This window comes from Kineobactrum salinum (genome assembly GCF_010669285.1).
GTDB classification, from domain to species: Bacteria; Pseudomonadota; Gammaproteobacteria; order Pseudomonadales; family Halieaceae; genus Kineobactrum; species Kineobactrum salinum.
In genome coordinates this window covers 508,206-530,712 of the sequence record NZ_CP048711.1, presented here as the reverse complement: position 1 = coordinate 530,712, position 22,507 = coordinate 508,206, and the positions used below count along the sequence as shown (strand labels likewise).

Below are 22,507 nucleotides of genomic sequence, written 5' to 3'. Positions count from 1 at the left end.
ATGATTATGAATACCGATGGGTCGACATGGAAGAGGTGGGATTTACATGTTCATACACCTGAATCCATGGTTCACAATTATCCAGGGGAAAAGGAAGCAGCGTGGGCAGCATTCTTAACGGATCTCGAGTCCTTGCCAAAAGAATTCAAAGTTCTGGGAATCAATGACTATCTATTTGTCGATGGCTACGCGCGAGTATTGCGGGAAAAAATAAATGGGCGCCTAGCAAATATTGACTTACTGCTGCCAGTTATTGAGCTTCGCGTAGATAAATTTGGTGGCGTAATCCAGGGCGGCAGAGGAAAGCATCGTGAATCCAGTTGGAGTCGAGTTAACCTGCATGTGATATTTGATCAAGTAGACCCTGACTTTATCAGGCAGCAATTCCTGTCTGCGATAAGTCCAAATTATAACCTTGTACCAGGGGCGTCAGGTGAGGGTAAGTGGAATTCGATAATTTGTCGAGAGAGCCTTGAAGCGCTTGGTGAGGCAATAATTCAGTCGGTTTCAGAAAATATACGACATCAGTATGGTCCGGCAGTTATTGAGGGATTCAATAATCTCAATGTCAGCTTGGATGGCGTCAAGAAAGCATTGCAGAACCATAGTTTAGCAGGAAAGTTCTTGGTCGCAGTAGGAAAAACTGAATGGGAAAATCTCAAGTGGGACGACCATACTATTGCAGAGAAAAAAACCCTTATTAACGAAGCCGATTTGGTTTTCACTGCAGCCGAATCGCCAGAAGCCTACCTGAAAGCTCGTAGAAAGTTACAAGAGTCTCAGGTCAATGCCAAACTATTCGACTGTTCTGATGCTCATTGGCTGAGTAGTTCGACTGACAAGGATCGAGTGGGAAATTGCTTTACTTGGATCAAGGCTGATTCGACCTTTAAGGGTTTGATACAGGCAATACACGAGTATGATGATCGTGTCTTTATAGGGGGTGATCCTCCAAAGCGAAAAATAGTTCAGCGAAACAAGACCAAGTTTATTGGTTCTGTAAGAATTGAAAAGTTGAATGACTCCTCTCTCGCTGAGCAGTGGTTTGATTCAAATATTCCTCTCAATTCGGATTTGGTCGCAATAATTGGAAATAAGGGAAGTGGGAAAAGTGCACTTTCTGACATTATTGCGCTTGCAGGCAATACCAAACATCATAAGGGTTTTTCATTTCTTAATGATTCCCGATTTCGAAATAAAAAAAGTAAATTTTCCCAACATTTTATGGGCTCTCTGACTTGGTTGGACGGCAAGGAAACGTTTCAGAGACTCGACACAGATCCGGATCCTAGCAGCGTAGAGCGCGTCAAGTATCTCCCGCAAAGTTATCTTGAGGACTTGTGTAACCAGCTAGGTGATGGCGGATCAGCTACATTTGACGCGGAGCTCAGAAAAATTATCTATTCGCACGTGCCTGAAGCGGACAAGCTCGGAAAGTCGTCAATGGACGAATTGCTCCAATTTAAAGTAGTTGAAATTAACGAGGCGAGACGTCATCTTCGCGAGGTAATCAGTGAGATCAATAGTGAAGTCTTAGAGGCAGAGAAAAGAGGGTCGCCGGAATTCAAGGCTGGTTTGGAGGCGCAGCTAACAACGAAGCGTGATGAATTAAGTTCCTTGGAGCAAAGTCCGCCTCAAGTGGTTGAAGATCCAAATGAATCGGACGAGGCGCTGGCGGCTAACAGGTCTGCGGCGCAGGAGATCGAGAAGCTTGAGCAAGATCTGATGTCAGTGGACCACGAAAAAGCCGTTTATCAAGAGCAAAAACTAACTACAACAAAGAAGAAGGCGCTAGTCAAAAGGATAAGCCAGTCTCTGGAAAATTACAAAAAGCAGTATGATGTGTTTCTTGATGACTTGAAGCTTCAACTTTCTGAGTTGGAGGTAGGTATTCCAGTTCAAGCATTAGTTGAGCTGAGGTTGGATATTCAGCCACTTGAATTGGTCGCGATGGCATTGCAAGAAGATATCGACCGTATTGATGGTCTGCTAGAAAGCAGAGAGCTAGGTAGTCTCAGCGATCGACGCGAGAAATTGGGTGAGGCCATTTCTGAAGCGAAAAGTCAGCTTGGGGAGAGACAGCGTCAGTTTGTTTTATACAGAGAAGCATTGTCACAATGGGAATCAATGAAATCTGAAATCATTGGCACGCTAGATAGGCCGGGAAGTATTATTTGGCTTGAAAAGCAAATTGAATCTTTGGCAGAAATTCCCGCTTTGCTAGATGAGCTTAGGGTAAAGCGACGAGGCTTGTCCGGGGAGATTCATGGTCATATCCAAACAATGGTAAATGAATACCAGTGGCTATATGAGCCTGTACAGGCTTTCGTTGCATCGGAAGAGCAGCAAGGCATGAGTCTCCCCCTCCATTTTCATGTTCAGATTGAGCAGGCGGGTTTTCAAGACCAATTCCTTGGTTGGCTTAATCGTCAGGTGCGCGGTTCATTTTCTGGAGTTGAGGAAAGTTACAAGCTAGTGAGGGAGATTGTTAAGGGAGTCGATTTTTCCTCTACTGACGACGCCGTGGCTTTTGCGGAAATGATTGATGACATGCTCCACTTCGATCGGAGAGATGATCAAGATAATCGTTTCACGCGATTTGAAGATCAGCTTCGTAAGGGTGCAAGTTCCCAAGACGTTTTGGATTATATTTACGGCTTTGAATACCTTTCTCCAAAATATTCATTGACTTACGATGGGCAAGATATTGGGCTTCTTTCGCCCGGAGAGCGAGGTCTGCTTTTGCTGGTATTTTATCTTTTGGTTGATAAAGATGATATCCCGATCATCATTGATCAGCCAGAAGAGAACCTTGATAACCAAACAATCTTCAGGATTCTGGTTAAATGTCTTAAAAAAGCAAAGGCGAGACGACAAGTCATCATGGTCACCCATAACCCGAATCTGGCAGTTGTCTGTGACGCAGAACAGATTATTTACGCATCTTGTGACAAAATGCATAAGAAATTTCAGTACGAATCTGGTGCGATAGAGAACCCTCGAATCAACGCCAGGGTCGTTGAAATTCTTGAGGGAACCGCGCCAGCATTCAAAAATAGACAGCAGAAATATCGCCTATGATAACTATGGAGTACGGATAGTGTGGAGGTGGCGGGGAAAACTTCCCCGCCAAAGATGGCGAAAAGCCTCAATGACGCTCACTGAGGCTTTAACACTGCCCGGGCGCCAGCCCAAATCACTTGTGGTGTAGGTTGCTGCGTTTGAATTAATAGAGGTTCAAGAACTAAGAACGGTATGAGAGATTGTCCTTACTTAAGCTTCAAAAAGTCATTTAGGATTTTGGTTGCATGATGCTCAAAAAAGGCCAATCCCTAGAACTGTTCTTCATCGACGGTAAACCTGAGGGCATGCTCACCGCTGAGGTATTCAACTGGACCGGCCATGTACTGATGACGCCGCACACGCAACTGAGCACTGCTCTCAAGCGCACAGAGGCGGGCTATACCGGCGTATATCTGCTGTTGGGCGAGGATGACACTGGCTTCCTGGCTTACATCGGCGAGGGCGAGGAAATCAATGCCCGCATCAAGAGCCACGACACCGCCAAAGACTGGTGGACTACAGCAATTCTGATTACCACCGCAGGTAACAACCTCAACAAGGCCCACGTCAAATACCTGGAGTCGCGGCTGGTGGAAGAGGCTCGCCGCATTGGCAAGGTGGCTCTGGAAAATGGCAATACACCGCCACACCCGTCGCTGAGCGAAGCCGCCCGCGCCAATATTCTGGACTACATCTTGATGGTGCTGCCCGCTTTGCGTATCAACAGCTTCTTGCCTCACACCCGGCCCCAAAGCGGGCAGGCTGCCACTGCCAAAGCAGAGGCCGACAAGGACGCGGTGATATTTGAACTGCACACCCCGAAACACGGCATTCACGCCACTGCGAGGCTGGAGGCCGGCGAATTTGTGGTACAGACCGGTTCTAAGGCTAGCCTGACCTGGCGCGGCAAGGGTACAGAAGAGACCGGCTACGCGCTCCTGTTGAGCGAACTGCGCAAAACCGGGGTACTGGCCGAGCAGAACGGCCTCTGCCTATTCACTGAGCACACCGCCTTCAAAAGCCCCAGCGCCGCAGCCGCCGTTGTCAACGGCCGCCCGGCTAACGGCACCATCGAATGGAAGTTCGCCAACGGCAAAACCTACAAAGAGTGGGAGGCTGATAAGTTGGCACAGGATGGTATAGGCGGAGACAGTTAATGTTTCCCATCAACCTCCACGATCTGCTGCACCAGCGTACAATCGAAAGCGAGCGCATTGAATACAAGTCTGGCTGGAATCCAGAATCCATCCTGCACAGTATCTGTGCTTTTGCGAATGACTTCCATAATCTGGGTGGCGGTTATGTGGTGATCGGTCTAAAGGAGAAAGACGGCCAACCAGCGTTGCCGCCCATTGGTTTGTTGCCGGAGCAGATCGATAACATTCAGAAAGATTTGCTGAATTTGGGGAACTCGGCTATTCAGCCGCCTTATCATGCGCTAACAGCCACCTATGAAGTACAAGGCAAGCTGACTCTGGTGTTGTGGGTACCAGGCGGCGAAACCCGGCCGTATAAAGCGCGAGTGAGTTTGAGCGCTAAGAAATCCGACTGGGCATTTTATATTCGCAAACACACCAGCACGGTACGGGCCAGGGTGAGGATGAGCGAGAGCTGTTATCTTTGGCGGCTACGGTGCCGTTTGATGACCGTTACCGGCAGTCGGCCAGCCTGAGCGATTTGTCGCCATACCTGATGCGTGAATTTTTGCAGGAAATCGGCAGCGAACTGGCAGCGGAAGCTGGCTCGTTGGATGTGGAGCCGCTGGGTCGTCGTATGAATGTTGTCGCTGGTCCTGCGGAAATGCCGTTTCCGAAGAACGTCGGCTTGCTGTTTTTCAATGAGCACCCGGCACAGTTTTTCCCGGCCACTCAGATTGATGTGGTGTATTTTCCCGAAGGGCCGGGTGGTGATCGCTTTGAAGAAAAGGAATTTCGCGGTCCTCTGGGGCGCATCACACGGGATGCGGTGGATTATATCGCGCGCAACTACCTGAAAGAGACGGTGCTTAAACACCCGGACAGGCCGCAGGCCGAGCGCTTCTGGAACTTCCCACTGGCAGCCATAGAAGAAGCGGTGGTGAATGCGGTGTATCACCGCTCCTATGAAATTCGTGAGCCGGTGGAAATTCGGATTACTGCTGAGGAATTGGTGGTGTTGAGTTTTCCCGGCCCTGACCGTTCTATCCGCCTGGAAGACTTGCAGGCAGGTAAAGCGGTCAGTCGTCGCTACCGCAATCGACGGATCGGCGAGTTTCTCAAAGAGCTGGATTTAACAGAAGGGCGCTCCACGGGTATTCCCAAAATTCTGAGGGTAATGGCAGCCAATGGCTCATCCGCGCCGGTATTTGACACCGATGAAGGCCGCTCCTGGTTCCTGATCCGCCTGCCGGTTCACGCTGGTTTCGCGCAAATGGACCAAGTAACCGAACAAGTAACCGAACAAGTAGCCGAACAAGTAAGCAAGCAAGTAACCCGTTTGCTGGGTGCTTTGAAAGCCGGACCTTTAGGCACCAGAGCGCTGTTGGGAGAGCTTGGGTTAAATCATCGGCCAACTTTAATCCAGAATTATTTACAGCCTGCTTTGGATAACGGCTTGGTAGAAATGACCCAGCCCGATTCCCCACGCAGCCCAACCCAAAAATACCGATTAACCGAAAAAGGCAGGCATACCCTGGCCCAATACAAAACAAGTGAGAACGAATGAGTCCGACAGCACCCATTATTTCCAAAGTCTGGAGTTTTTGTACCACCCTGCGTGACGATGGAGTTGGCTACGGTGACTACCTTGAGCAATTGACCTATTTGATTTTCCTGAAAATGGCGGACGAGTATTCCAGACCGCCCTATAACCGCAACGTGGGTATTCCCAAAAAATATTCCTGGCAAACCCTGAAAGCCAAAAAAGGGGCTGAGCTGGAAGTTCTGTATGTGGAGTTGCTGCGAGCACTGGGCACTAAGAAAGGCATGCTGGGCCAAATTTTCACCAAATCTCAGAACAAGATACAGGACCCGGCCAAGCTCTACCGGCTGATTGCCATGGTGGACAGCACCCAGTGGGCGACCATGGGTGCGGATGTGAAAGGTGATATCTATGAGGGCCTGCTGGAGAAGAATGCCGAGGATACCAAGTCCGGTGCCGGTCAGTATTTTACTCCCCGGGCGCTGATCCGCGCCATGGTGGAATGCGTGCGCCCGGAGCCGAAGAAGACCATTGCCGACCCAGCCTGCGGCACCGGCGGATTCTTCCTCGCCGCCTACGATTTCATCACCGATACGCAGAATTACAAGCTCGACAAGGCGCAGAAGGCATTTCTCAAGCATGAGACCTTTTACGGCAATGAGATTGTGGCCAATACCCGGCGCATGTGCTTGATGAATATGTTCTTGCACAATATCGGTGAAATCGACGGCGATAGCCTGGTGTCTCCCAATGATGCCTTGGTAGCGCAGAGCCCGCAGAGCTTCGACTATGTACTGGCCAACCCGCCTTTTGGCAAGAAGAGCTCCATGAGCTTTACCAACGCGGAAGGCGAACAGGAGACTGACGACCTGACTTACAATCGGCAGGACTTCTGGGCTACCACCTCCAACAAGCAGCTCAATTTCGTCCAACATATTCGCACGATGCTGAAAACCACCGGCAAGGCGGCGGTGGTTGTGCCGGACAATGTGCTATTCGAGGGCGGAGCAGGGGAGACCATTCGCCGCAAGTTGTTGGAAAATACCGACCTGCACACCATTTTGCGCCTACCTACCGGGATTTTTTACGCCCACGGCGTGAAGGCCAATGTGCTGTTTTTTGATAACCAGCCGGCCAGCCCCAAGGCCTGGACAAAAGCGGTTTGGTATTACGATTACCGCACCAACGTCCATCACACCCTCAAGAAAAAGCCGTTGCGCTTTGAGGATTTGGCGGAGTTTGTGGACTGCTACAACCCGGAAAACCGCCAGAAGCGCAAGGCCACCTGGCACCCGGAGAAAAACCCGGAAGGTCGCTGGCGCAAATTCAGCTACAAAGAACTGGTCGCCCGTGACAAGACCAGCCTCGATCTGTTTTGGCTCAAGGACAAGAGCCTCACCGATCTCGATAACCTGCCCGAGCCGGATGAACTGGCAGAGGAAATTATCGAGAATCTAGAGGCGGGTCTTAACAGCTTTCGGGAGGTTCTGGCCGGTTTGGCACAGAAGGGCTAGCGCCCGCCCAAATCGGCTTGCTCATTTGGGCGCTTTCATCTGGCGCCTTCACCGTCCCGTCTGCCGCTTCCCCCGCGACGGATTCCGCGGCAAGCCATTATGCTGGGTCGCAAAATGCCCCGTTCCCGCCGGTACCCGTTCATGGCGCTTGGCCGGCTGCCGCGGCGGCACCAGGTGCAGTTTGCCGTTGCCGATCAGGTCGGCGCGGCCCATTTTCTTCAGCGCCTTGCGCAGCTCGGGCCAGTTGTCGGGGTCGTGGTAGCGCAGGAAGGCCTTGTGCAGGCGGCGCTGGGACAGGCCCTTGACGGTGGGCATGGTGTCGCTGTCGCGGCTGACCCGTTTCAGCGGGTTCTTGCCGCTGTGGTACATCGCGGTGGCGGTGGCCATCGGAGAGGGGTAGAAGGTCTGGACCTGGTCGGCGCGGAACTTGTTGCGCTTGAGCCACAGCGCCAGGTTCATCATGTCCTCGTCGCGGGTGCCGGGGTGTGCGGCGATGAAGTAGGGGATCAGGTACTGCTGTTTGCCGGCGGCGCGGGAGTATTTCTCGAACATGGCCTTGAAGCGGTCGTAGCTACCCATGCCGGGCTTCATCATCTTGGACAGCGGGCCGTCTTCGGTGTGTTCGGGGGCGATCTTCAGGTAGCCGCCTACGTGGTGGGTAACCAGTTCTTCCACATAGGCCGGGGTCTCCACGGCAAGGTCGTAGCGCAGTCCGGAGGCGATCAGCACCTTCTTCACGCCGGCGACTTCGCGCGCGCGCCGGTACAGGCTGATCAGTGGCGTCTGGTCGGTGTTCAGGTTCTTGCAGATGCCGGGGAATACGCAGCTGAGCTTGCGGCAGCTGGCCTCTACGGTTTTGCTCTTGCAGGCCAGCCGCCACATATTGGCGGTGGGGCCGCCCAGGTCGGAGATCACCCCGGTAAACCCGGTGGAGGTGTCGCGGATGCGCTCGACCTCGCGGATGATGGAATCCTCGGAGCGGTTCTGGATGATGCGCCCCTCGTGCTCGGTGATGGAGCAGAAGGTGCAGCCGCCGAAACAGCCTCGCATGATGTTGACGGAATGGCGGATCATTTCATACGCGGGGATGCGGGCCTCGCCATAGCTGCTGTGAGGCAACCGGGTGTAGGGCAGCTCGAACACGTCGTCCAGCTCGTCGGTTTCCAGCGGTATCGGCGGCGGGTTCAGCCACAGCTCGCGGTCGCCGTGGGCCTGTACCAGCGGCCGCGCGTTGTAGGGGTTGGTCTCCTTGTGCAGGATGCGGGAGGCGTGGGCATACAGCGCCGGGTCCTCGCGCACCTGCTCGTAGGCGGGCAGCCGGATCACTGCCGGGCCGGTGTCGCGCGGCCGGTCCAGTACCTGCACCACGGCGACTTCCGGCTCGCTCGCCACCGCCTCCTCGCTGCTGGTGCTGGCGCAGCTTTCGGTGCGGGTGTCGATATAGGGGTTCACCGGCGCCTCCACCGGGCCGATCACGTCCAACTGACTGGAATCGATCACCCGGTAGTCGTGCGGCAGCCGCTTGCAAACGAAGGCGGTGCCGCGCAGGTCGCGGATCTGCTTGACCGGCTCGCCAGCCGCCAGCCGGTGGGCAATCTCGACGATGGCGCGCTCGGCGTTGCCGTACAGCAGCAGGTCGGCGCGGGAATCCAGCAGGATGGAGCGGCGCACCTTGTCGCTCCAGTAGTCGTAGTGGGCGATGCGGCGCAGGCTGGCCTCGATGCTGCCGATGATCAGCGGCACGTCCTTGTAGGCTTCCCGCACCCGCTGGCTGTAGACGATCACGGCCCGATCGGGGCGTTTGCCGCCCTCATTGCCGGGGGTGTAGGCGTCGTCATTGCGGCGCTTGCGGTCCGCGGTGTAGCGGTTGATCATCGAATCCATATTGCCGGCCGCGACGCCGAAGAACAGGTTGGGCTTGCCCAGTACCATGAACGGCTCGGCGCTGGTCCAGTCGGGCTGGGCGATGATGCCGACGCGGAAGCCCTGGGCCTCCAGCGCGCGGCCGATCACGGCCATGCCAAAGCTGGGATGGTCGACGTAGGCGTCACCGGTGACGATGATGATGTCGCAACTGTCCCAGCCCAGGGCGTCCATTTCCGCGCGGGACATGGGCAGCTCGGGCGCCGGACCGAAGCATTCGGCCCAGTATTTGCGATAGGAAAACAGCGGCGTGGTCATGGCGGGGCAGGGGTCGGCAAATGAACCGGCGATTATACGCGATTTGGGCCGCGGCTGCTCACTCCACCGCGGCCACCGTCTCCACCATGGCCCCGGTCAGCGCGGCCAGGTCCTGGTCGTTGGTGATGAAGGGCGGCATGCAGTAGACCAGCTTGCCAAAGGGGCGCACCCATACCCCGCGTTCGACGAACATCGGCTGTACCTGTTGCATGTCCACCGGCTGTTTCAGTTCGATTACGCCGATCGCGCCCAGGGTGCGCACATCCGCCACACCGGGAAGCTCTCGCGCCGGCGCCAGCCCCCGTTCAAGGCCCTCGCCGATGCGCTGCACGCAGCGCTGCCAGGGCTGTGACAGCAGCAGTTCAATACTTGCGATTGCGGTGGCGCAGGCCAGCGGGTTGGCCATGAAGGTGGGGCCGTGCATGAAGGCGCCGGCTTCGCCCTCGCTGATGCCCTGGCTGATGCGGCGGTTGCAAAGGGTCGCCGCCAGCGTCATGTAGCCGCCGGTCAGGGCCTTGCCGACGCAGAGGATGTCCGGGTCAACGCCCGCGTGTTCCAGCGCAAACAGTTTGCCGGTGCGGCCGAAGCCGGTGGCGATCTCGTCGAAGATCAGCAGTACGTCAAAGGCATCGCACAGGGCGCGCAGCTGTACCAGGTAGTCCGGCGAGTAGAAGCGCATGCCGCCAGCGCCCTGTACCACCGGTTCCACAATCACCGCGGCCAGGTCCTGGTGGTGAGCGGCCAACAGCTCTTCCATCGCGCTCAGCGAGCGTTCGTCGCAGCGCTCGCCAAAGGGCACGTCCGGGGCTGGAGCGAAGAAGTGGCGGGGCAGGACATCGCCGAACAGATGGTGCATGCCGGTGTCCGGGTCACACAGGGACATCGCGCCGAAGGTGTCGCCGTGGTAGCCGTTGCGCAGCGCGATCAGCTTCTGCTTGCGCGGCTGGCCCACGGAATACCAGTACTGGATGGCCATCTTCAGCGCTACTTCCACCGCTACCGAGCCGGAGTCGCTGAAGAACACCCGGTCCAGGCTGGCGGGCGTGATGTCGGTGAGGATGCGGGCCAGCTTGACCGCGGGCGCATGGGTGAGACCGCCGAACATCACATGGGACATGGCCTCCAGCTGCTGCTGTACGGCGCGGTTCAGCACCGGGTGGTTGTAGCCGTGGATGGCGCACCACCAGGAAGCCATGCCGTCGATCAGCTCGCGGCCGTCGGCCAGGGTCAGGCGGACGCCGGCGGCACTGGCCACCGGATACACTTCCGGGGCGCGGGTGGCGGAGGCGTAGGGATGCCAGATGCTTTGGGCATCGGCGGCTTGCAGCTGCCGCCAGCTCCAGGTCTTGGTCACGGTCAGAGTATCTCCAGCAGGCTGGGCAGGACGTTTTCCAGCAATTTGGGTTGGGCATCGGCGGTGGGATGGATGCCATCATCCTGCATCATGTGCTCGCGGGTGGCCACGCCGTCGAGCATGAAGGGAGCGGCGTGGGCACCGGTGGCCTCCGCCGCGCGGGCGAAGCTTTCGCGGAAGGCGCGGGTGTAGCGGGCGCCATAGTTGGGGGGAATTTCCATGCCCAGCAGCAGCACTTCGGCGCCTGCGTCCCGGGCCAGCCGGCTCATCCGGGTCAGGTTCTGCTGCAGCTGCCCCGGCGGATAACCCCTCAGGCCGTCATTGCCGCCCAGTTCCAGCACCACGACCGCTGGCTTGTGCTGCTCCAGCAGGCCCGGCAGCCGGCGCAGGCCTCCGGCGCTGGTTTCGCCACTGATACTGGCGTTGACTACGGTATACTGCGGATGGGAATCCTCCAGTTGTCGCGCCAGCAGTGCAACCCAACCCTCTTCCAGAGACATACCATAGGCTGCGCTGATACTATCCCCCAGCACCAGCAGTGTCCGCTGCTGACCTGCAACCGCAGGCCACACCAGCAGGCAGGACAACCCCAGCACCAGCGTTGTACGTATCAGATTGAAAAGGAAATGCTGCATGATCAAGGCTGAAAATCTCCAGAAGCGGGTCCCCATGGCAGGGGGCGAGCTGGAGATACTGAAAGGGATCACGCTGGAAATCAAGTCGGGGGAGTCGGTCGCGATCATTGGCGCCTCCGGCTCCGGCAAGTCTACCCTGTTGGGTTTGTTGGCGGGGCTGGATGAGGCCAGTGGCGGCCGCATCGTCATAGATGAGGTGGACATCAGCGCGCTGGATGAGGACGCCCGGGCCTTGTTCCGCGGCCAGCGGGTGGGTTTCGTGTTCCAGGCCTTCCAGTTGCTGCCGGCCCTCACCGCGCTGGAAAACGTGATGCTGCCACTGGAGCTGCAGGGCCAGGACGACGCCCGCGAACAGGCGCAGCAGTTCCTGCAGCGGGTCGGTCTCGCGGACCGGGTACAGCACTACCCGCGGCAGCTGTCTGGCGGTGAACAGCAGCGGGTCGCCATTGCCCGCGCCTTTGCCACCAACCCCGCGATACTGTTTGCCGACGAGCCCACCGGCAACCTGGATACGGTCACCGGCGGCCATATCATCGAGCTGTTGTTCGAGTTGAACCGGGAGCAGCAGACTACCCTGGTGCTGGTCACCCACGACCAGGCCCTGGCGCAGCGCTGTGAGCGCTGCCTGCAGCTGGCCGCGGGTGAACTGGTGGAGGCCCCCTGAACATGTCGATGACGGCGACCCGGATGCTGGCCAGGGACTGGCGCGGCGGTGAACTCGGTGTGCTGGTGGCGGCCCTGGTACTGGCGGTATCGGTGGTGTCGGGGATCAGCGCCTTCACCACCCGCCTGCAGACCGCGCTGGAACAGGAGAGCCATCGCTTCCTGGCTGCGGACAGGGTGGTACGCAGTGGCCGCGAGCTGCCCGAGGACTGGCTGCACGAAGCCGGCGACCGGCAGTTGCGGACCGCCCGCACACTGACCTTCCCCTCCATGGTCTACGCCGGCGACGAGCAAATGGCGCTGGCCTCGGTCAAGGCGGTGACTGCGGGCTACCCGTTGCGCGGCGAGTTGCGCTACAGCGAACAGCCCTTTGGCGAGGTGCGCACTGCCGCCGGCGGCCCGCAGCCGGGCCAGGTGTGGCTGGATTCGCGCCTGTTTCCATTGCTGGATGTGGCCATCGGTGACCGGGTAGCCGTCGGTGAGGCGGAATTCACGGTAGCCGCCGCGGCCCGCACCGAACCCGACCAGGGAGCCTCGTTCTACGGCTACGGGCCACGGGTGTTGATGCACTATGATGACATTGCCGCCACCGCGGTGGTGCAGCCCGGCAGCCGGGTGGAATACCGGCAGTTGTATGCCGGTGATGAGCCGGCCCTGGAGGGCTTCGTCGCCTGGCTGCAGCCACAACTGGAGGACAGCCAGCGCCTGCTGAATGTCAGTGACGGTCAGCCCGGGTTGGGGGAGGCGCTGCAGCGGGCTGAAAGTTTCCTGTTGCTGGCCGGCAGTCTCGGTGTGGTGCTGGCGGGGGTGGCCATAGCGCTGGCGGCGCGACGTTTCAGTGAGCGCCACAATGATTATGTGGCCATCATGAAGAGCCTGGGTGCCACCTCCTCGACCATCGCCCGTCTCTATGGGCGCAGCCTGCTGTTGTTGGGCGTGATTGCCACTATCACTGGCTGCCTGCTGGGCTGGGGCATGCAGGCCGCCTTCTTCAACGTCTTCGCCGAGCAGATGCCGGTGGCGCCGGGGCCCTCCGGATTGCGTCCCTACGGGATAGGGGCGGCCACGGCACTGGTGTGTCTGCTGAGTTTTGCCTGGCCGCCGCTGCGCCGGCTCAGCCAGGCCAGCCCGCTGCGGGTGTTGCGCCGCGACATGCCGCTGGAACAGCGCCGCACGCTGGCCGACTATGCCGTTGGCCTGGCCGCGGTCAGTGGTTTGATGTGGTGGTACAGCGGTGACTGGAAACTGACCGCGGCAGTGTTGGCCGGGCTGGCTGCCACCGTCGTTCTGGGCCTGGTACTGGCATTGACGCTGCTGCGCGGCGGGCGGCTGGTGGGCATGAGCGCCGGCAGCATCTGGCGGCTGGCGCTGGCCGGCCTGCAGCGCCGGGGTACGGCCAATGCATTGCAGGTAGTGATTTTCGCGATGGCGATCATGTTGCTGCTGGTGTTGCTGCTGCTGCGAACCTCGCTGATTGACAGCTGGCAGACCCAGTTGCCGGAGGATACGCCGAATCATTTCATGCTCAATATCGCGCCAGAGGAGGTGCAGGGAGTTGAGCAGATGCTGCGTGCCCGGAACATCCCGTCGGCGCCGCTGTACCCGATGATCCGCGGCCGGTTGATGGCGGTGAATGGCGAGGACTTGCCGCGCCGGGGTGAGGAACAGCAGGAAGGGCGGCGCCAGCGCGGCGCCAACTTCACCTGGTCGGACTCGGTGCCGGAGGGCAACAGCCTGGTGGCCGGCCAATGGTGGCAAGAGGGCAGCAGCGAGGCACTGGTGTCGGTGGAGCAGGAATTCGCCCAGCGTCTGGGGCTGGGCCTGGGGACCGGGTGGGCCTGCAGATTGGCTCTGAATCACTCGAGGTCACGGTGTCGAGTATCCGCCAGCTCGACTGGCAGTCCTTCAATCCCAATTTCTTCATGGTGTTTCCGCCGCGGCTGCTGGCCCCGTATCCGGCGACCTTCATGACCAGTTTTTATCTGGAGCAGCAGGACAAACCCTTCCTCAACAACTTCATTCGCCGCTTTCCCACCGTCACGGTCATTGAGATGGACGTGGTGGTGGCGCAGATTCGCACTATCGTCAATCAGGTGTCCACCGCCGTGGAACTGGTGCTGGCGGTGATTCTGGCCGCCGGAGCACTGGTCCTGGTGGCGGGAGTACAGGCGAGCGTCGATGTGCGGATGCACGAAAGTTCCATCCTGCGCGCGCTGGGTGCGCGCCGGCGGCTGGTGCTGGGCGGGCTGTTGATCGAGTTCGCCACTATGGGCCTGTTCGCGGGCCTGCTGGCCACCGTGTCGGCGGAGCTGTCGGTGTATATCCTGCAATCCCGGGTGATGGGCATGCCCTACGCCCCGACCCCCTGGGTGTGGCCGGTCGGCATGGCTGCCGGCACATTGCTGATCGCCGGCCTGGGGGTCTACAGCTGCCGCAAGGTCGTCTCCAGCCCTCCGTTGTCAGTGCTGCGCGAGTTGTAAATGGGACTGATCGTGGCTCAGGGCTGACTGATGCCGGCGATGAAGGTGCTGACACCGAGTTCCACCTGCCGGGGCAGGTCGATGTGGCGCTGGAACAGTTGCGGGGCATCCACCAGCAGGGTGGCGAGCCCGTGGATGCCGGCCCAGGCCGCATTGGTCAGGTAGGCCAGATCCTGGTCGCGGAACATGCCGCGCTCTATGCCGTGGCGCAGGATGTCTTGCACCTGGTGAAAGGTTTCGCGGCTGATCTGGCGCAGTTCCGGGTAGGGGTCGGAAGGTTGCACGGCGGGCCCGAACATCAGCTTGAACATCTGCGGTGCCGCGCCGGCATAGGCGACATAGGCATGGGCCAGCGCTGTGAGCTGGGCCGGGGGGCAATCCTCGGTATCAGCGGCGGCCTGCCGCAGGGAAGCCAGCAGGCGCTGGTAGCCGATGGTGGCAATGGCGGCCAGCAACTCGCCCTTGTCGTTGAAATGACGGTAGGGGGCCGTCTGGGACACACCGATACTGCGCGCCAGTGCACGCAGGCTGAGGGCTTCCACCCCCAGCTGCTCGAGCTCGCCCACGGCAGTATCCAGCAATTCGACGCGGAGGTTGCCGTGGTGGTAACTCTTGGTCAGCGATGCCTGGTTCATGATTATTATCGGGCCTCGAAGCTGCCGGTCAGGGCAGCAGGTGCTTGACTGCGTCGCGCTCCTCGGTCAGTTCAGCCTCTGTGGCCTGCATTTTGCCGCGGCTGAAATCGCCCACATCGACGCCCTGGACGATCTCCCAGTCGCCATTGTTGCAGCGGCAGGGGAAGGAATAGATCAGGCCTTCGGCAATGCCGTAGGAACCATCGGAATGCACCCCCATCGATACCCAATCATCGCCTTCGGTACCCAGTGCCCAACTGCGCATGTGATCAATCGCCGCATTGGCGGCCGAGGCCGCAGAGGAGGCGCCGCGAGCCTTGATAATGGCCGCGCCGCGCTGCTGTACAGTGGGAATAAAGTCGTTCTCGTACCACTGCTGGTCCACCAGTTCCATCGCTGCCTGGCCCTTGACCCTGGCATTGAACAGGTCCGGGTACTGGGTCGCGGAGTGGTTGCCCCAGATGGTCATGTGGCTCACATCGTTGATGCTGGTGCCGGTTTTCTGCGCCAGCTGGCTCATGGCCCGGTTGTGGTCCAGCCGGGTCATCGCGGTGAAGTTGCGCGGGTCGATATCCGGCGCGTTGCGCTGGGTAATCAGCGCGTTGGTATTGGCGGGGTTGCCCACTACCAGCACCTTGATGTTTCTGCTGGCATGGTCATTTATGGCCTTGCCCTGGACTGAGAAAATGGCAGCGTTGGCTTCCAGCAGGTCCTTGCGCTCCATGCCGGGGCCGCGGGCCGGGCGCCGACCAGCAGTGCGTAATCGCTGTCCTTGAAGGCCAGGTGCGGGTCGTCGGTGCAGATGATATCGGCCAGCAGCGGGAAGGCACAGTCGTCGAGCTCCATCCGCACGCCTTCGAGCGCCTCCATTGCCGGGGTGATATCCAGCAATTGCAGGATGACTGGCTGGTCGTCGCCGAGCATGGAGCCGGAGGCGATGCGAAACAGCAGGGCGTAGCCGATCTGGCCGGCAGCGCCGGTAACAGTCACTCGAACGGGTGATTTCATGGGCAGGGAGTCCTCGATGAACGGGTGGATGGGCTTCAAGGGGGCGTTATTGTCGAGTGAAACGGGTGAAAAAACAAGCGGCGGGCTGTAAAATGCGGCTCCATCCAGATGTCACCAGCAGGCGAGTCGTGCGAGAGCTGTCCCGAAAAGAGAAGACCGAGTTCAACAAGCTGCAGAAGCGTCTGCGGCGCAATGCCGGCAATGCCATCGTCGATTACAACATGATCGAGCAGGACGACCGGGTCATGGTATGCCTGTCCGGTGGCAAGGACTCCTACGGCATGCTGGACATTCTGCTGAGCCTGCGCGCCAGTGCGCCGATCGACTTCGAGCTGATCGCCGTCAACCTGGACCAGAAGCAGCCGGGCTTTCCCGAGCAGGTGCTGCCGGAATACCTGGCGCGGCTGGACATACCCTATTACATCCTGGAAAAAGACACCTACAGCATCGTGCGCGAGAAGATTCCCGAGGGCAAGACCACCTGCGGGCTGTGTTCCCGGCTGCGGCGCGGCAGCCTGTACGAATTCGCCGCCGACATCGGCGCCAGCAAGATCGCGTTGGGACACCACCGCGATGACATCGTGGAAACCCTGTTCCTGAACATGTTTTTCGGCGGCAGCCTCAAGGCCATGCCGCCCAAGCTGCTCAGTGATGATCGCCGCAATGTGGTGATCCGGCCACTGGCCTACTGCCGGGAGCGCGATCTGGCCGCCTTTGCGGACTACAAGGCCTTTCCGATCATTCCGTGCAATCTCTGCGGTTCCCAGGAGAACCTGCAGCGGGTGCAGATCAAGCAGATGCTGCGGGACTGGGAACGCCAGTATCCGGGCCGCACGGAAACCATTTTCCGCAGTATCTGCAATGTCGCTCCCTCTCAGCTGGGTGACACCGCACTGTTTGATTTCAGCTCCCTGCGCGCCGAAGTCGATACCGACCTGCACTTGCCCGCAATCCGTGCCGTCAATCTCTGAGCCGGGCGCGGTGGCGCGCGCTGCTCCTGCAGCCGGCGCCAGCCCGCTTCTGCTGGAGGCCGGCAACCTGGGTCTGGAGCGTGGGGGCGCCAGCTGTTCAGCGCCGTGTCCCTGAGTTTACGGCCGGGCGAGCTGGTCCAGATTGAGGGCGCCAACGGCGCCGGCAAGACCAGTCTGCTGCGGATCCTGGCGGGCCTGTCACGCTACGGCTTCAGTGGCTGGGTAAAGCGCCATGCGCCGCAACTGTTCCTGGGCCATCACAGCGCCGTCAAGGGTTTGCTGAGTCCGCGGGAGAATCTGGCCTGGCACGTGGCGGGGGAGGCGGCGCCCGGCCGCGCCGAGATCGACGCGGCGCTGGCGGCGGTGGATCTGTACGGTTATGAGGATGTACCCAGTCACATGCTCTCCGCCGGCCAGCACCGGCGCGTCAATCTGGCCCGGCTGTATCTGTCTAGGGCGCCACTGTGGCTGCTGGATGAGCCCTTTACTGCCATTGACCGGGCCGGGGTGATGGCGTTGGAGCAGCGTCTGGCACAACATCTGGGGCAGGGCGGCTCGGTACTGCTGACCTCCCATCAGCCGCTGGCGATTCCGCACCCGCTGCGGCGCCTGGATCTCGGCTCGGGGCAGTTGTCGTGACCGGCGCCATGATCAGTGTGCCGCAGCCACAGGCAGCGTCCGCCGCAGCCTTCTGCCTGCGCCTGCTGCGCCGCCAACTGGTGCTCGGCCTGCGGCGGCCGGTAGACATCGGCAACCCGCTGCTGTTCTTTGCGATGGTGATCGCGCTGTTCCCGCTGGGGCTGGGGCCGGGGCCGGCGACACTTGCCAGTTTCGCGCCGGGCATTCTGTGGATCGTCGCGCTGCTGTCCAATCTGCTCAGTGCCGACGCTGTGTTTCGCAGCGATTTCGACGACGGCAGCCTCGAACAGTTGCTATTGTCCCCGCAACCGCTGTATTTCTCTGCGCTGGCCTATGTGCTGGCACAGTGGTTGTTGACCGGCTTTTTACTGGCATTGCTGTCGCCGCTGTTCGCACTGATGCTGGGGCTGGCCCCGGTGGCGATCCCCGCCCTGGCCGTCAGCCTGCTGTTGGGCACCGGGGTGTTGAGCCTGGTGGGCGGCATCGGCGCCGCCCTCACAGTGGGCCTGAAGCGCGGCGGCATGCTCATCTCGCTGCTGATCCTGCCGTTCTACATGCCGGTACTGATCTTTGGCAGCGGCGCGGTGCAGGCGGCCCTCGGTGGTGTATCCGCCATGCCCCAACTCGCGGTGCTGGGGGCCATGCTGTGCCTCGCGGTAGCCCTGGCGCCGTTGGCGATTGCCGCGGGCCTGCGCATCAGCGTGGACAGTTGAAGGCCGTGCGGGGTATTTCGTGCCCCCGCGCATTGTCCGGTGGCCCGGTCACTGTATAATTGCCCGCGCTATGTGGTCATTCTTCCATAAATTCGGCTCCCCACCCTGGTTGTATCGCATTTCCGGATCCATCCTGCGCTGGCTGCTGCCCCTGACGCTGTTGGCACTGTGTGCCGGTGCGGTGTGGGGTGTGCTGTACACGGCGCCGGATTTTCGCCAGGGCAACAGCTACCGCATTATCTATATCCATGTGCCGGCGGCCGTGGTGGCGCTGGCGGGTTATTACGTGATGGCCATCGCCGGCGCCGTGAGTCTGATCTGGCGCATGAAAATGGCCGAAGTGGCGATGCGGGCCTGCGCTCCGATCGGGGCGGCGCTCACCTTCATCGCGCTGGTCACGGGCAGTATCTGGGGCAAGCCCACCTGGGGCACCTGGTGGGTCTGGGATGCACGTATTACCTCGATGCTGATCCTGCTGTTCCTGTACCTGGGAGTGGTGGCGCTGTATGAGGCCTATGACAACAAGGCCCTGGCCGCCAAGGCCTGCGCGGTGTTGAGTCTGGTCGGAACGGTCAATATCCCCATCATCTATAAATCGGTTGATTGGTGGTACAGTCTGCACCAGAGCGCTTCCATCAAGTTCACCGGAGAGTCCACCATCGACCCGAGCATGTTGTATCCGCTGTTGCTGATGATAGCCGCGTTCTATGCGCTGTTCACCTGCAGCCTGCTGCTGACGATGCGCGCCGACATCCTCCAGCGCGAAGCCGCCACCACCTGGGTGCGCCGGCTTGCGGCCGGGGAGAGCGGTTGATGTATTTCGAATCGCTGGCGGCAGCGCTGGCAATGGATGGCCACGGTGCCTTCGTCTGGTCGGCCTACCTGATTACCCTGGTAGTGGTTGTGTTCATGCTGTACTTGCCCCGGCATCGCGAGAAGCAGATACTGCGCCGGCTTGAAGGCCAGCACAGACGGGACAGCAGGGCAGCGCCCCCACCCACAAGGAGCTCTGATGCATCCGGTTCGTAAACAACGTCTCTACCTGGTGACATTTATTATCGTCTTTTCCAGTGCTGCGGTAGGGCTGGTGAGCTACGCCCTGCGCGGCAATATCAACCTGTTTTATCCTCCGGTGGAGGTGGCTGCGGGCATGGCGCCGCTGGGGCAGTCCATCCGGGTGGGCGGCATGGTGGTGGAAAACAGCGTCCAACGCAGCGCCGATAGTCTGGAGGTACGCTTCGAGGTAACCGATTATGAGGCGTCGGTGCCGGTGGTCTATGTCGGCATCCTGCCGGACCTGTTTGACGAGGGCCAGGGCGCGGTGGCGGCCGGGGTGCTCGATGAACAGGGGGTGTTGCGGGCCTCGGAAGTGTTGGCCAAGCACGACGAGAATTACATGCCGCCCGAGGTGGCTTCCGCGCTGGAGGCATCCCAGGCCAGAATGCAGGAGCAACGCCCATGATCCCCGAGTTCGGCCATTTCGCGCTGATCGTCGCCTTTTGTCTGTCACTGCTGCTGTGCAGCCTGCCGCTGTGGGGAGCCTGGCGCTACAATGCGACGGCGATGGCACTGGCGCCGAATCTCGCCATCGGCCTGCTGGTGTTCTCGGGCATCAGTTTCGCCTGCCTGACACTGGCCTTCCTGCAGGACGATTTTTCAGTCCAGGTGGTGGCCAACAACAGCAACAGCCTGCTGCCGACGCAGTACAAGTTCTCCGCGGTCTGGGGCAATCACGAGGGCTCGCTGCTGCTGTGGATCCTGATCCTGGCATTGTGGACGGCCGCGGTGGCCCTGTTCAGTCCCCAGCTGCCGCTGGTGGTGCTATCCCGGGTACTGGCGGTGATGGGTTTCGTCGCGGTGGGTTTTATCTCCTTCTCACTGTTCACCTCCAATCCGTTTGCGCGGCTGTTGCCGGGCACACCGGCCGATGGCCAGGACCTGAACCCGCTGCTGCAGGACTTCGGCTTGATTATCCATCCACCGCTGCTGTACATGGGCTACGTGGGATTCTCGGTGGCCTTTGCATTTGCCATTGCAGCGCTGTTGGGGGGCGTATGGACGCTGCCTGGGCGCGCTGGTCCCGGCCCTGGACCAATGTTGCCTGGGCCTTTCTCACCCTCGGCATCATGCTCGGCAGCTGGTGGGCCTACTATGAGCTGGGCTGGGGCGGCTGGTGGTTCTGGGATCCGGTCGAGAACGCCTCCTTCATGCCTTGGCTGGCGGGCACCGCGTTGGTGCATTCCCTGGCGGCCACTGAAAAGCGCGGCCTGTTCAAGAGCTGGACCGTGCTGCTGGCCATTTTCGCGTTTTCGCTGAGCCTGCTGGGCACCTTCCTGGTCCGTTCCGGGGTGCTGACTTCGGTTCATGCCTTTGCCACCGATCCGGCCCGCGGCCTGTTTATCCTGATATTCCTGGGCATCGTGGTGGGCGGCTCGCTGGTGCTGTACGCGCTGCGGGCGCCGGCGGTCAGCAGCCGCGTGAGCTTTGCCTGGTTGTCGCGCGAGTCGCTGCTGCTGGTCAACAATGTGGTATTCCTGGTGGCGACCCTGACGGTGCTGTTCGGCACCCTGTTCCCGCTGCTGATGGACGCGTTGGGGCAGGGCAAGTACTCGGTGGGCCCGCCCTATTTCAATGCCGTGTTCGTGCCATTGATGGCACTGCTGATGCCGTTCATGGGCCTGGGCCCGGTATCCCGCTGGAAGCAGGACAGCGCCACCCGCTGGCGCGCGGAATTGCTGGCGCCGGCGGTGGCGACGCTGGTCTGTGCGCTGACGCTGCCGTTGTTGCATGACGGTGCCTACAACCCGTGGGTGGCACTGGCCATCCTGCTCGCGGGCTGGCTGATATTCGGCCTGCTGCGGGACCTGTGGTCCCGCCTGCGCAACGCCCGTAGCCTGGCCGCGGGCCTGCGCCGGCTGGCGCCGAGTTACTGGGGCATGTTCATTGCCCACCTGGGCTTTGCAACTGCGGTGATTGGCGTGGTGCTGACCAGTCAGTACCACATCGAGCACGACCTGAAGATGAGTCCCGGGCAGAGCGATACCATCGCCGGCTACGAGTTTCGCTTCCTGTCGGTGTCCGGTGTGCGCGGCCCCAACTATGTGGCTGACGAGGCCCGCTTCGCGGTGTTGGTCGATGGCCGCGAAGTGCTGCGGCTGGCACCACAGAAACGCCGCTATCTCGCCAGCGGCGATGTGATGACCGAGGCCGCGATCGACGCGGGCGTGTTCCGCGACCTGTTTGTGGCGATGGGCGAGCCGGTCGGTTCCGACGGTGCCTGGGCGATCCGGCTGCACTACAAGCCTTTTGTCCGCTGGATGTGGGGTGGTGCGGTGCTGATGGCGCTGGGCGGTTTCGTCACCGTGGCCGACAAGCGCTACCGCCGCCAGCGCGGCGCGGCCCGGGAACACTCGCTGCAGGGGGCCGCGCATGGCGCCCAGGCTTAAGCTGTTCCTGCCGCTGATTCTGTTCGCGGTGCTGGCAGCCTTTCTGTACCGCGGTCTGTCGCTCGATCCGATGGCGATGCCCTCGGCCCTGATCGACCGTCCGCTGCCTTCGTTCACGCTCACGGAACTGAGCGATGAGCGGCCCTTGGTCCGCGCAGATGTGGTGGGTGAGGCGGCGCTGTTCAATGTCTGGGCGACCTGGTGCATTTCCTGCCGGGTCGAGCATCCCTACCTGCAGCAACTGGCCGACTCGGGAATACCGATCTATGGCATCAATTACAAGGACGACAGTGCCGCCGCGCGGCGCTGGCTGGCCGAGCTGGGCGATCCCTACCGCGCCAATATCGTCGACCGCGAAGGCAGCCTGGGTGTCGACCTGGGTGTCTACGGGGCGCCCGAAACCTATCTGGTGGATGCCGAAGGGGTGATCCGCTATCGCCATGTCGGCGTCATCGACGAGCGTGTCTGGCAGGGAACTCTGGAACCCCTGTGGCGCCAAATAACACGTGGCGAGGAGGTTCCCTGA

19 protein-coding genes and 2 pseudogenes are annotated in these 22,507 nt (G+C 60.1%); 16 read left to right on the top strand and 5 right to left on the bottom strand.

Annotation, left to right across the window (positions count from 1 at the left end; genetic code table 11):
- The 5 genes from G3T16_RS02380 (at position 1) to G3T16_RS02365 (ending at position 7,256) form a co-directional block, all read left to right on the top strand.
- Positions 1-3,081: a TrlF family AAA-like ATPase gene (locus G3T16_RS02380; protein ID WP_163493666.1), complete on the top strand. Its 3,081-nt coding sequence runs from the start codon at positions 1-3 to the stop codon at positions 3,079-3,081.
- A 227-nt stretch (positions 3,082-3,308) separates the two neighbouring features.
- The gene (locus G3T16_RS02375) at positions 3,309-4,220 is read left to right on the top strand and encodes a GIY-YIG nuclease family protein (RefSeq protein ID WP_163493665.1); all 912 of its coding nucleotides are present in this window, start codon (positions 3,309-3,311) and stop codon (positions 4,218-4,220) included.
- Positions 4,220-4,735 carry an AlbA family DNA-binding domain-containing protein gene (locus tag G3T16_RS20870; RefSeq protein WP_197911856.1) on the top strand — a complete coding sequence of 172 codons (516 nt, stop codon included), beginning with the start codon at positions 4,220-4,222 and terminating at the stop codon, positions 4,733-4,735. Before G3T16_RS02375 ends, G3T16_RS20870 begins: the two co-directional genes overlap by 1 nt.
- The gene (locus G3T16_RS02370) at positions 4,696-5,766 is read left to right on the top strand and encodes a Fic family protein (protein ID WP_197911855.1); all 1,071 of its coding nucleotides are present in this window, start codon (positions 4,696-4,698) and stop codon (positions 5,764-5,766) included. The genes G3T16_RS20870 and G3T16_RS02370 overlap by 40 nt, the downstream gene beginning before the upstream one ends.
- A complete protein-coding gene (locus G3T16_RS02365; protein ID WP_163493664.1) occupies positions 5,763-7,256 on the top strand; it encodes a class I SAM-dependent DNA methyltransferase in 1,494 nt (497 codons plus the stop codon). Before G3T16_RS02370 ends, G3T16_RS02365 begins: the two co-directional genes overlap by 4 nt.
- Positions 7,257-7,304: 48 nt before the next feature.
- Here G3T16_RS02365 and G3T16_RS02360 read toward each other — a convergent pair whose 3' ends face one another.
- From G3T16_RS02360 to G3T16_RS02350, 3 genes are read right to left on the bottom strand one after another with little or no spacing between them, the layout of a single operon-like run.
- Complete coding sequence (locus G3T16_RS02360) at positions 7,305-9,437, bottom strand: YgiQ family radical SAM protein (protein WP_163493663.1); 2,133 nt, start codon at positions 9,435-9,437, stop codon at positions 7,305-7,307.
- A gap of 58 nt (positions 9,438-9,495) precedes the next feature.
- The gene (gene bioA / locus G3T16_RS02355; protein WP_163493662.1) at positions 9,496-10,791 is read right to left on the bottom strand and encodes an adenosylmethionine--8-amino-7-oxononanoate transaminase; all 1,296 of its coding nucleotides are present in this window, start codon (positions 10,789-10,791) and stop codon (positions 9,496-9,498) included.
- A 2-nt stretch (positions 10,792-10,793) separates the two neighbouring features.
- Positions 10,794-11,426 (bottom strand): arylesterase, encoded by a 633-nt coding sequence (locus G3T16_RS02350; RefSeq protein WP_163496928.1) that lies wholly within the window; start codon positions 11,424-11,426, stop codon positions 10,794-10,796.
- Between G3T16_RS02350 and G3T16_RS02345 the strand changes: the two genes are divergently transcribed.
- The 3 genes from G3T16_RS02345 to G3T16_RS21540 are packed head-to-tail and all read left to right on the top strand — an operon-like array spanning position 11,425 to position 14,569.
- On the top strand, positions 11,425-12,090 hold the full coding sequence (locus G3T16_RS02345; protein ID WP_163493661.1) for an ABC transporter ATP-binding protein: 666 nt from the start codon (positions 11,425-11,427) through the stop codon (positions 12,088-12,090). The two genes, G3T16_RS02350 and G3T16_RS02345, sit on opposite strands and share 2 nt — an antisense overlap.
- A gap of 2 nt (positions 12,091-12,092) precedes the next feature.
- On the top strand, positions 12,093-14,060 hold the full coding sequence (locus G3T16_RS02340; RefSeq protein ID WP_232059228.1) for an ABC transporter permease: 1,968 nt from the start codon (positions 12,093-12,095) through the stop codon (positions 14,058-14,060).
- On the top strand, positions 14,057-14,569 hold the full coding sequence (locus G3T16_RS21540; RefSeq protein WP_232059227.1) for an FtsX-like permease family protein: 513 nt from the start codon (positions 14,057-14,059) through the stop codon (positions 14,567-14,569). Before G3T16_RS02340 ends, G3T16_RS21540 begins: the two co-directional genes overlap by 4 nt.
- Positions 14,570-14,586: 17 nt before the next feature.
- Here G3T16_RS21540 and G3T16_RS02335 read toward each other — a convergent pair whose 3' ends face one another.
- Positions 14,587-15,204, bottom strand: a complete 618-nt coding sequence (locus G3T16_RS02335) for a TetR/AcrR family transcriptional regulator (protein WP_163493660.1) — start codon at positions 15,202-15,204, stop codon at positions 14,587-14,589.
- Between the two features lie 28 nt (positions 15,205-15,232).
- A pseudogene (locus G3T16_RS02330) lies at positions 15,233-16,212 on the bottom strand (malate dehydrogenase).
- Between the two features lie 128 nt (positions 16,213-16,340).
- Between G3T16_RS02330 and ttcA the strand changes: the two are divergent.
- From ttcA to G3T16_RS02290, 8 genes and pseudogenes are all read left to right on the top strand, one after another.
- A complete protein-coding gene (gene ttcA, locus G3T16_RS02325) occupies positions 16,341-17,183 on the top strand; it encodes a tRNA 2-thiocytidine(32) synthetase TtcA (protein ID WP_197911854.1) in 843 nt (280 codons plus the stop codon).
- Between the two features lie 105 nt (positions 17,184-17,288).
- Positions 17,289-17,822: a cytochrome c biogenesis heme-transporting ATPase CcmA gene (gene ccmA, locus G3T16_RS02320; protein ID WP_232059226.1), complete on the top strand. Its 534-nt coding sequence runs from the start codon at positions 17,289-17,291 to the stop codon at positions 17,820-17,822.
- Positions 17,819-18,535, top strand: coding sequence for a heme exporter protein CcmB (gene ccmB, locus G3T16_RS02315; RefSeq protein WP_456298658.1), 717 nt, complete (start codon positions 17,819-17,821; stop codon positions 18,533-18,535). Before ccmA ends, ccmB begins: the two co-directional genes overlap by 4 nt.
- Positions 18,536-18,605: 70 nt before the next feature.
- Complete coding sequence (locus tag G3T16_RS02310; RefSeq protein WP_163493658.1) at positions 18,606-19,349, top strand: heme ABC transporter permease; 744 nt, start codon at positions 18,606-18,608, stop codon at positions 19,347-19,349.
- Positions 19,349-19,564, top strand: coding sequence for a heme exporter protein CcmD (gene ccmD, locus G3T16_RS02305; protein ID WP_163493657.1), 216 nt, complete (start codon positions 19,349-19,351; stop codon positions 19,562-19,564). Before G3T16_RS02310 ends, ccmD begins: the two co-directional genes overlap by 1 nt.
- The gene (ccmE, locus tag G3T16_RS02300) at positions 19,548-19,997 is read left to right on the top strand and encodes a cytochrome c maturation protein CcmE (protein ID WP_163493656.1); all 450 of its coding nucleotides are present in this window, start codon (positions 19,548-19,550) and stop codon (positions 19,995-19,997) included. The genes ccmD and ccmE overlap by 17 nt, the downstream gene beginning before the upstream one ends.
- Positions 19,994-21,981, top strand: a pseudogene (locus G3T16_RS02295) (heme lyase CcmF/NrfE family subunit). Before ccmE ends, G3T16_RS02295 begins: the two are co-directional and overlap by 4 nt.
- Positions 21,965-22,507, top strand: a complete 543-nt coding sequence (locus G3T16_RS02290; RefSeq protein WP_163493655.1) for a DsbE family thiol:disulfide interchange protein — start codon at positions 21,965-21,967, stop codon at positions 22,505-22,507. Before G3T16_RS02295 ends, G3T16_RS02290 begins: the two are co-directional and overlap by 17 nt.